Annotated in this window: 9 protein-coding genes; 3 read left to right on the top strand and 6 right to left on the bottom strand. The window is 71.8% G+C overall.

Annotated elements, in window-relative coordinates; genetic code table 11:
- Positions 1 to 146 precede the first annotated feature (146 nt).
- From ACTHMS_RS18580 to ACTHMS_RS18600, 5 genes are all read right to left on the bottom strand, one after another.
- Positions 147 to 1328 (bottom strand): substrate-binding domain-containing protein, encoded by a 1182-nt coding sequence (locus ACTHMS_RS18580; RefSeq protein WP_440308148.1) that lies wholly within the window; start codon positions 1326 to 1328, stop codon positions 147 to 149.
- 130 nt (positions 1329 to 1458) lie between these two features.
- On the bottom strand, positions 1459 to 2886 hold the full coding sequence (locus ACTHMS_RS18585; RefSeq protein WP_440308149.1) for a xylulokinase: 1428 nt from the start codon (positions 2884 to 2886) through the stop codon (positions 1459 to 1461).
- 2 nt (positions 2887 to 2888) lie between these two features.
- Complete coding sequence (xylA, locus tag ACTHMS_RS18590; RefSeq protein WP_440308150.1) at positions 2889 to 4076, bottom strand: xylose isomerase; 1188 nt, start codon at positions 4074 to 4076, stop codon at positions 2889 to 2891.
- Between the two features lie 82 nt (positions 4077 to 4158).
- A complete protein-coding gene (locus ACTHMS_RS18595; protein WP_440308151.1) occupies positions 4159 to 4623 on the bottom strand; it encodes a phage tail protein in 465 nt (154 codons plus the stop codon).
- 90 nt (positions 4624 to 4713) lie between these two features.
- Positions 4714 to 4998 carry an ASCH domain-containing protein gene (locus ACTHMS_RS18600; protein ID WP_440308152.1) on the bottom strand — a complete coding sequence of 95 codons (285 nt, stop codon included), beginning with the start codon at positions 4996 to 4998 and terminating at the stop codon, positions 4714 to 4716.
- A gap of 37 nt (positions 4999 to 5035) precedes the next feature.
- Here ACTHMS_RS18600 and ACTHMS_RS18605 point away from each other — a divergent pair, with 37 nt between their 5' ends.
- Positions 5036 to 6271 carry an FAD-binding protein gene (locus ACTHMS_RS18605; protein ID WP_440308153.1) on the top strand — a complete coding sequence of 412 codons (1236 nt, stop codon included), beginning with the start codon at positions 5036 to 5038 and terminating at the stop codon, positions 6269 to 6271.
- Positions 6272 to 6279: 8 nt separating this feature from the next.
- Here ACTHMS_RS18605 and ACTHMS_RS18610 read toward each other — a convergent pair whose 3' ends face one another.
- The gene (locus tag ACTHMS_RS18610; RefSeq protein WP_440308154.1) at positions 6280 to 6585 is read right to left on the bottom strand and encodes an EthD family reductase; all 306 of its coding nucleotides are present in this window, start codon (positions 6583 to 6585) and stop codon (positions 6280 to 6282) included.
- 56 nt (positions 6586 to 6641) lie between these two features.
- Here ACTHMS_RS18610 and ACTHMS_RS18615 point away from each other — a divergent pair, with 56 nt between their 5' ends.
- Together ACTHMS_RS18615 and ACTHMS_RS18620 are read left to right on the top strand one after the other, a co-directional pair.
- On the top strand, positions 6642 to 7037 hold the full coding sequence (locus tag ACTHMS_RS18615) for a pilus assembly protein CpaE (RefSeq protein ID WP_440308155.1): 396 nt from the start codon (positions 6642 to 6644) through the stop codon (positions 7035 to 7037).
- A gap of 67 nt (positions 7038 to 7104) precedes the next feature.
- Positions 7105 to 8544 carry an MFS transporter gene (locus tag ACTHMS_RS18620; RefSeq protein WP_440308156.1) on the top strand — a complete coding sequence of 480 codons (1440 nt, stop codon included), beginning with the start codon at positions 7105 to 7107 and terminating at the stop codon, positions 8542 to 8544.
- The last annotated feature ends 113 nt before the right edge of the window (positions 8545 to 8657 follow it).

Here is an 8657-nt window from a genome sequence, read left to right on the forward strand (position 1 = left end):
GCTCGGAGCGGTGGCAAGAGGGTGGGGTCGGCCGCCGCAGCGGCGGCGACCGACCCCGGTGTGACCGGAGGTCACGGTCAAGCGGTGTGACCGGAGGTCACGGTCAAGCGGTGTGACCAGTGGTCACGGGTGGTGCTTCGGCGTCGTTACTTGACGCCGAACTTCGTGCACAGCGAGGCGTACTGGCCGGTGCAGACCGAGGCCTTCGGCGTGTAGCCGTCGTTGATCGGCTGGGCGACGTTCGCCTGGGTGATGGCGACCGGCGTGGCCAGGATCGAGGGGACCTCGTTGCCCGTGGTCGGGTCCTTCACGGTGCCGTTGGTCTCGGGCGTCGCGCCGGTGACCAGCTGCGCCACCGCCTTCATGGCCGGGAAGGCCTCGAGGGCGGACGGCTTGTAGATCGTGAAGCACTGCGAGCCGGACATGATGTTCTGCAGACCACCGGCGGTCGCGTCCTGACCGCTGACGGCCACCTTGCCGACCAGGTTCTGCGACTTCAGGTCGGTGATGACGGCCTGCGCCATCGTGTCGTTGGCGACCATGACGGCCTTGATGCCCGGGTTGTCACCCAGCATCTTGTTGAAGACCTTGCCCGCGGTCGGGCCGTCCCAGTTGCCGGTCTGCTTGGCGACACGCGTCCAGCCCGGGGTGCTGCCCAGGACCTTGTCGTAGCCCTGCGCGAACAGCAGCGCGTTGTTGTCGGTCGGCGCACCGTCGATGTCGACATACTTGACCGACGACTGGCCCTTGACCTGCGGGCACTGGGTGAGGGCCGTGCCCTGCACCTCGCCGACCTTGACGTTGTCGAACGAGACGTAGACCGCCGCGCCGCCGCCCGGGGTGAGCCGGTCGTAGTCGACCGGGATGACGCCGGCCTTGGCCGCGTTCTTCTCGATCGCCGCGCCGGACGCCTGGTCGAGGTTGACGACGACGAGCGCCTTGACGCCGTCGCCCTCCATCTGCTGGGCGATCGAGGTCATCGTCTTCGGGTCGCCGTTGGCGTTCTTGATGTCGCAGGTGAGGTTGTACTGCTTGCAGGCGGCCGCGAGCGCGGTCGGGTCTGCGGTGACCCACCGCGGCGACGACGTGGTGTCCGGCAGGAGGATGCCGACCTTGGTGCCCTTGCCGTCGACGTTGCCGCCTGAGGCGGGCGCGGAGGAGGCGGGTGTCGAGGCGGGCGTGGACGCCGGCGTCGAGGCCGGGGTCGATGCGGCGGGCGTGGACGCAGTGTTCGAGCTGCCCGTGTTGTTGCTGCCACTCGAGCTGCACGCGGTGAGCGCGATGAGCGCGCTCCCGACGGCAGCGATCGTGACGGTCGTCTTGCGCATGCGCAGATCGCCTTTCCCCGGTTCGTTGAGCGCTGCCCTACCCCTGCGGTCGAACAATCGCCCATCTGAATGTTGCGTGCGCGAACATATCGCGTGGTGAGGTCTAGGACACATCACCGATACCAACCCGTTACCTAGATTTGTTCAAGTCCCGCGCGATGACGTGGTCGGTAGCCGTCCGGTAACGCTTGCGGAGGTCGCCGTACAGGTGCTGATCAGTCGGATCGAACGTCTCGCCGGACGAATGTCCCTTCCAATCGGGAGCTTCGTCCCCGCCGGCCAGCGCCCACGCCGCCTGGCGTGCCGCCCCGTCGGCGACGTACTCACCCGGCGGGGGCACGAACACCGGCAGCCCGAGGACACTCGGGGCGATCCGCTGCACCGCCGCCGACCGCGCACCGCCCCCGACCAGCACCGCCCGCTCGACCGGCACCCCGCAGCGGCGCAGCGCCGCGAGCCCGTCGGCGAGCCCCGACAACAAACCCTCGACCGCCGCCCGAGCCACCGTGGCGGGCGTCAGGTTGTCGGTGCGCACCCCGTGCAGCGCTCCAGTCGCGTCCGGACGATTGGGTGTGCGCTCGCCGTCGAGGTAGGGCACGAGCACGAGTCCGTCCGCGCCGGCCGGCGCGGACAGGGCCAGATCGGACAAATCCTCGAGACCGACGCCGAGCAGTCGCGCGGTGACGTCGAGGACGCGCGCCGCGTTCAGCGTGCAGACGAGCGGCAGGAAGCGTCCGGTGGCGTCGGCGAACCCGGCGACGTCGCCGGTGGCGTCGCCGGTGGGCGTCTCGCTCACCGCGCACAGCACGCCGGAGGTGCCGATCGAGAAGACGACGTCGCCCGGGACGGCGCCGAGCCCGAGTGCCGCGCCGGCGTTGTCGCCGGTGCCCGCGCCGATCAGCGCGCCGCCGGCGGTGCGGCCGATGGTGGCGGCCGGCGCGGCGACCGTCGGCACGACGGGCGAGCGACCGAAGGCCAGCTCGAGCAGATCGGTGCGGTAGCGCCCCTCGGCGGGCGACCAGTACAGCGTGCCGCTGGCGTCACTGCGGTCGGTCGCGAGGGCGCCGAGGCCGTCGGCGCCGCCGAGGCGCCAGCTCAGCCAGTCGTGGGGGAGGCAGACCGCCGCCGTGCGCGCCGCGTTGTCCGGTTCGGACCGGGCGAGCCAGCGCAGCTTGGTGACGGTGAACGACGCGACCGGCACGGAGCCGGTGGCGTCCGCCCAGGCCTGCGCGCCGCCCGCCAGTTCGGCGATGAGGTCGAGGGCGTCGGGCGCCGAGCGCAGGTCGTTCCAGAGGAGGGCGTCGCGCACCACCTCGCCCCGCTCGTCCAGGCACACCATGCCGTGCTGCTGGCCGGCGACGGCGATCGCGGCGACGTCGTCGAGACCGCCGGCCGCGGCGGCCGCCTCGTGGAACGCGGCCTCCCAGGCCGCCGGGGCGACGCTCGTGCCCGGCGGGTGCGGCGCCGAGCCGTGCCGCACGAGCTCACCGGTGTCGGCGTCGCGCACGACGACCTTGCACGACTGCGTCGACGAGTCGACGCCCGCGACCAACGGCATCGTCAGCGAGCGCCGAGCAGGTGGTCGACGGCGAGCTGGTTCAGCCGCACGAACCCGAACCCGCGGCGGCCGGCGGCGTCGGGGTCGAAGTCCTCGTACGCGCCGGTGTCCTTGCGCAGGTCGGCCAGGGTCTCGCCCGGGGCCAGCGTCGGCTCCGCGAGCGTGGGCACGCCCGACTCGGCGAGCGCGGCCTGCACCTCCGGGTCGGCCCGGTAGGCGTCGGCGCGCTCCTTGAGCAGCAGGTACATCCGCATACACGCCTTCGCCGACTCCCAGACGCCGCCGATGTCCTCGGTGCGCGAGGGCTTGTAATCGAAGTGCCGGGGGCCGGCGTACGCCGGCCCGCCGCCGGGCGCGCCGTGCTCGAGCAGGTCGACCAGGAAGAAGGCGTTGAGCAGGTCGCCGTGGCCGAAGACGAGATCCTGGTCGAACTTGATGCCGCGCTGGCCGTTGAGGTCGATGTGGAACAGCTTGCCCGCCCACAGTGCCTGCGCGATGCCGGCGGCGAAGTTCAGCCCGGCCATCTGCTCGTGCCCGACCTCGGGGTTCACGCCCACGATGTCGCCGTGCTCGAGCTCGGCGATGAAGGCGAGGGCATGCCCCACCGTCGGCAGCAGGATGTCGCCGCGCGGCTCGTTCGGCTTCGGCTCGATCGCGAAGCGGATGCCGTAGCCCTGCTCCTTGACGTAGCCGGCGAGCGCGTCGATGCCCTCGCGGTAGCGGTCGAGCGCGGCCTGGATGTCCTTCGCGCCGTCGTACTCGGCGCCCTCGCGGCCGCCCCAGAAGACGTAGGTCTTCGCCCCCAGTTCCGCCGCGAGGTCGAGGTTGCGCATGACCTTGCGCAGGGCGAACCGGCGCACCGAACGGTCGTTGCTGGTGAACCCGCCGTCCTTGAACACGGGGTGGGTGAAGAGGTTCGTCGTCATCATCGGCACGGTCAGCCCGGTCTCGGCCAGAGCGTCCTTGAACCGGCTGATGTGCTTCTCGCGGTCGCTGTCGGACGAGCCGAACGGGATCAGGTCGTCGTCGTGGAAGGTGACGCCGGCGGCGCCGAGCTCCGCGAGGCGGTGCACCGACTCGACCGGGTCGAGCGCCTCGCGCGTGGCGTCGCCGAAGGGGTCACGCGCCGTCCAGCCGACGGTCCAGAGCCCGAAGGTGAACCGGTCTGCCTTGGTCGGGGTGGGTGCCACGGGGAGCCTCCGCGAGTGGTGCCGTGATTTGTAGACCCCGCGAACATATTCCGTTCACGCGCCCGACACAAGACGCGGCGTGTCAGTACTCGTCCTTGATCACGAAGAACGAACCGCGGATGGTGCCCGCGAGCTTCGACTTCTGCCGGGCGAACTTGAAGCGGTCGGCGAGTTCGGCCGGGACCTCCATGCCGTCGCAGAGCTTGAAGCCGACGGCGCGCTTGCCCGCGTCCGCGGACGTGTACATGACGTTGATCGACAGTCCCGACTCGTAGAACACGTACGCCATCCGGATGCCGTCGACCTCGAACGAGCTCACCTCGAGCGGTCGCGACGCGATCGCGAGGTCGCGCTCGGCCTTGAGGATGTGGTGGATCCAGTCGAGTGTCGCCGGGTCGTCCTCGGCCGGCACGGTCGTGAAGGTGTGGTCGTACTTGTTCTTGTAGTAGCGGGCCTCGTTCGCGCGCAGCCCGGCGAGCGCCTCGGCGTGGGGGGACGATTCCAGACCGACGGTGCTCACCGTGACGAAGTCGACGACGTAGGACATGGTTCCTCCTGCTGGTCGGCCCGACCCCGTGCCGGGCTCACGATGATGACGCGCGGGCGCGCGCGGATGTGACAGCATCGCGGCCCCGGCTCACACGCGGCGGAACTCGATGCGGTGGACGAGGGTGTCCTCGTCGATCGGCCCGGCGTGCGCGGCCCGTCGGCGCAGGGTCTCGCGGTCGGGCTCGCCGCTCGCCCGCACGTCCGCGTCGGTGATCGCCGCGAAGGGCAGCAGCTCGACGGCGACCACCTCGATGGTCGCGTCCGCCACGCGGTAGCGGCCGCCGACCTTCACCTGCGGACGCTGCCAGCGGCGCACCGACACGGTGATCGCGCCCGACGCGACGCCCTCGCGGAGTTCGGGGCTGAACTGCATCGCCGACACGCTACCCGCGATCTTGCAAGATGGACGAGTGCTGACGAACTGGTCCGGCAACGTGACCTTCTCGACGACGACCCTGCACGAGCCACGGACGGTGGAGGAGCTGCAGGCGGTGGTCGCCGCGCAGGCGCGGCTGCGCGTGCTGGGCACGGGCCACTCGTTCAGCCGCATCGCCGACAGCGACGCCGCCCTGGTGAGTGTCCGCGGCATCACCGGGCCTGTCGAGTTCGACGACGACGCGGGCACGGTGGACGTGCCGGCGGGCGCCCGCTACGGCGACATCGTCGAGCAGCTGCACGGGCACGGGCGCGCGCTGCACAACCTCGGGTCGCTGCCGCACATCTCGGTGGCGGGCGCGGCCGCGACGGGCACGCACGGGTCGGGGGTCGGCACCCCCGGTCTCGCGGCGGCGGTGCGCGGCATCGAGCTGGTGCGGGCCGACGGCGAGCTGGTGCACCTGCGCGCCGGCGACGACGACTTCGCCGGCGCGGTGGTCGGGCTCGGGGCACTCGGCGTGGTCACGCGTCTGACGCTCGCGACGCAGCCGACCTTCGCCATGCGCCAGCAGGTCTGGCTGGACGCGCCGACGACCACCGTGCTCGAGCAGTTCGACACCGTCATGTCGTCGGGGTACAGCGTCAGCCTCTTCATCGATCCCGGGCCGCACGACGTCATCGGGCGCATCTTCGTGAAGTCGCTCGCCGACGCCGAGCCGGTCGACGGTGCCGCCTGGGGCGCACGGCCGGCGACGTCGCCCGAGCACCCACTGGCCGGCGAGGACGCGCGGGCGGCGACGCCGCAGCTCGGCGAGGTGCGTCCGTGGTTCGAGGTGCTGCCGCACTTCCGGCTCAGCTTCACCCCGAGCAGCGGTGACGAGCAGCAGACCGAGTACTTCGTGGACGCGCGCGACGGGGCGGCCGCGCTCGAGGCCGTGCTCGCGCTCGACCTGGACGACGCGCTGCAGGTGATGGAGATCCGCACGATCCGGCGCGACGACCTCTGGCTGAGCATGGCGGGCGGACGTGACTCGTTCGCGCTGCACTTCACCTGGCACAACCGCGACGAGGCCGTCCGCCGTGCCTGCCTCGCGGTCGAGGAGGTACTGCGGCCGTTCGCGCCGCGCCCGCACTGGGGCAAGGTGTTCTTCCTCGACCGGGACGAGGTGCGCTCGCGCTACGACCGGTTGCCGGCGTTCGCCGCGTTGGCTGCCCGGTTCGACCCGGACCGCACGTTCGGCAACGACTTCCTCGAGCGGTACGTGTACTGAGGTCGACTTCAGTCGACGGCGGCGATGAACATCCGCGAGCCGGGCGGCGCGATCTGCTGGTAGTCGCCCGCTGTGGCCTGCCCCTCGGCCGAGCCGAGCGCAGCCTGCAGGGCGTCCATGTCCTCGAACCACAGTTCGGCGATGCGGTGGTAGGTCTGCTCGCCGCCGTCGGCCGCCGCGACGAACCGCGCGCCCTCCCAGCGCTGCAGGCCGGGCACCTTGTCGACCAACGGGCCGTGGACGCCGAGGTAGTGCTCGTCGAAGTCGCCCGCGTCCGCCGGCTGGGTGTACAGCACGACCAGTTTCACCGTCATGATCGGCACCGTAGCGGCGCGTGGTGGCGCGGCGCCAGAGCGGGCAGGATGCTGCCGTGATCTCCCTGACGACTGCGCGGCGGCTGCGCGAGGCGGGCGTGCGCTGGTCGCCGGCGCCGGGCGACCGGTTCGTCGTCGCGGGCCGGGGCATGGACGACGACGTCTTCGTCGTCAGCGACATGACCATAGAGGTGCACGACCACCCGTCCGGCCAGGTGATCGGCTTCAACGGCACCACCGAGTGGGCGCTCGACTCGGTCGACACCGACGAGGCGATCTGGCTGCCGCGCGAGACGCAGCTGCGCGAGGCGCTCGGCGGCACCTTCCGCTCGCTCGAGCGCACGGACACCGGCTGGCGCGTCGTCACCGAGCTCGCGACCGGCACTCGCGTGAGCGAGCACGCCGACGCCGAGGAGGCATACGGGCTGGCACTGCTGCAGCTGATCGACTGACAGCTCGCCCCGTCGCGTGCCAGCGGCGTGTGCGCGCCGTGCCAGCGCGCGCGGCGATGGTGCTGCCATGACCGCTCTCGACGCGTCCCCGACCGACGCGACCACAGCCTCGACACCGGCGCGCCACCCGCTGCGCTGGATCGTCTTCGCGGTGGTGTTCGCCGCCAACATCATGGATCTGCTCGACGCCACCATCGTCAACATCGCGAGCCCGGCGATCCACCGCGACCTCGGCGGCGGCGCCAACACCGTGCAGTGGCTCAGCGCCGGCTACACCCTCGCCTTCGCGGTGCTGCTCATCGCGGGCGCCCGGCTCGGCGACATCCTCGGCCGCCGGCCACTGTTCCTGGTCGGCTCCGCCGGTTTCACGATCTTCTCCGCAGCGTGTGCGGTGGCGCCGGACATCGGCACGCTCATCGCCTTCCGCGCGCTGCAGGGGGCCTTCGGCGCGCTGATGATCCCGCAGGGCTTCGGCCTCATGCGCGAGGTCTTCGACGACACCGAGTTCGACCGCGCCACCGGGCTGTTCGGGCCGGCGATGGGCCTGCCGATGATCGCCGCGCCGATCCTCGCCGGCGTGCTGGTGGACGCCGACCTCTGGGGCACCGGCTGGCGGCTGGTGTTCCTGATCAACGTGCCGGTCGGGCTGGTGTCGTTCGTGCTCGCGGTGCGCGCCCTGCCGCGCGGCGCCAGCCACTCGGGGCTGAAGCTCGACCTCACCGGTGTGTGGCTCATCGGCCTGGCGCTCGTGGCGATCATCTACCCGCTCATCCAGGGGCAGCCCGACGGCTGGCCGGCCTGGACGTTCGTGCTGCTCGGCGCCGGGCTCGCGCTGCTGCTCGCCTTCCTGCGCTGGGAGCAGCGCCGTCGCACCGACGCGCTCATCGAGCCGTCGCTGCTGCGCAACCGCCACTACCTCAGCGGCATCGCCGTCGCGCTCGCCCTCTTCGGTGCGTTCGGCGGGCTGCTGCTCTGCGTCTCGCTGTTCGGCCAGCTCGGCGAGGGCTGGACCCCGGTGCACGCCGGGCTCACCCTGCTGCCGATGGTGCTGGGCATGATGGCCGGGATGATCGGCGGCACCGTGGTCGTCGCCCGGCTCGGGCGGCACGTGCTGCACCTGGGGCTGGTCGTCATCGCCGCCGGCGCCGTGGTGCTCGCACTCACCGTCACGGGTGCGTCCACCGTCTCGAGCTGGGACCTCGTGCCCGGACTGTTCCTCGTCGGCGCGGGCGCCGGCGCCAGCATCAGCCAGCTGTTCCAGTTCATCCTGTCGAGCGTGGCGCTGCCCGAGGTCGGCTCGGCCAGCGGCGTGCTCGAGGCGACGCAGCAGCTCTCGACCGCCCTCGGCGTGGCCGTGCTCGGCACGATCTTCTTCTCCGACTTCGGGCGGCACCTGGCCACGCACTCGTTCGCCATGACCGTCTGGGCGTGCCTGGTGCCGATCGCCCTGGCCTTCGCGCTGGTGTTCCGCCTTCCCATGCACGCCCGCGAGGACGCCGCGCACTGAGGCCGGCGCCGGGCGTCCCCGAGACGACGGAGCGGCGTGGTCGGTTGCCGCCCACGGCGCGCCTTCCTTGAGGGGCGCCGGGGGGGTCTTGTGCCCCGGGGGCGGCACGCAAG

The organism is Jatrophihabitans sp. (genome assembly GCF_051960575.1).
Taxonomy (GTDB): Bacteria; Actinomycetota; Actinomycetes; order Mycobacteriales; family Jatrophihabitantaceae; genus JBQCEE01.

Coding starts and splice junctions, on each gene's coding strand:
- ACTHMS_RS18580 (WP_440308148.1), bottom strand. CDS start 1,328: ATGCGCAAGACGACCGTCACGATCGCTGCCGTCGGGAGCGCGCTCATC.
- ACTHMS_RS18585 (WP_440308149.1), bottom strand. CDS start 2,886: ATGCCGTTGGTCGCGGGCGTCGACTCGTCGACGCAGTCGTGCAAGGTC.
- ACTHMS_RS18595 (WP_440308151.1), bottom strand. CDS start 4,623: ATGTCCTACGTCGTCGACTTCGTCACGGTGAGCACCGTCGGTCTGGAA.
- ACTHMS_RS18600 (WP_440308152.1), bottom strand. CDS start 4,998: ATGCAGTTCAGCCCCGAACTCCGCGAGGGCGTCGCGTCGGGCGCGATC.
- ACTHMS_RS18610 (WP_440308154.1), bottom strand. CDS start 6,585: ATGACGGTGAAACTGGTCGTGCTGTACACCCAGCCGGCGGACGCGGGC.
- ACTHMS_RS18620 (WP_440308156.1), top strand. CDS start 7,105: ATGACCGCTCTCGACGCGTCCCCGACCGACGCGACCACAGCCTCGACA.